Source organism: Virgibacillus sp. 7505, from assembly GCF_002272135.1.
Classification (GTDB): domain Bacteria; phylum Bacillota; class Bacilli; order Bacillales; family Amphibacillaceae; genus Terribacillus.
Map to the genome: position 1 here is coordinate 1 of NZ_NPBF01000534.1, position 203 is coordinate 203.

Below are 203 nucleotides of genomic sequence, written 5' to 3' on the forward strand. Positions count from 1 at the left end.
ATTGGAAACTTGGCCGTTGCCGATAAGTCCATTACTTGTTTATACCCTTGTGCGACTTCATGAGAGCTAAGTGACGTCTCACAATGGGGGCAATAGGGAACAACCCGGTGGCCTTTGTACAACAGCCCTTTTTTATGGATGGCGGCTAAAATATGCCAAACGGACTCGATATAGTCATCTGTTAACGTAATATAAGGGGCATC

The 203-nt window shown here is 45.3% G+C and carries 1 protein-coding gene; it reads right to left on the reverse strand.

Features of this window, described 5'->3' with window-relative positions:
* A partial coding sequence (locus CHH91_RS20100) for a class I tRNA ligase family protein (protein ID WP_141234304.1) occupies positions 1 to 203 on the reverse strand: 203 nt, incomplete at both ends.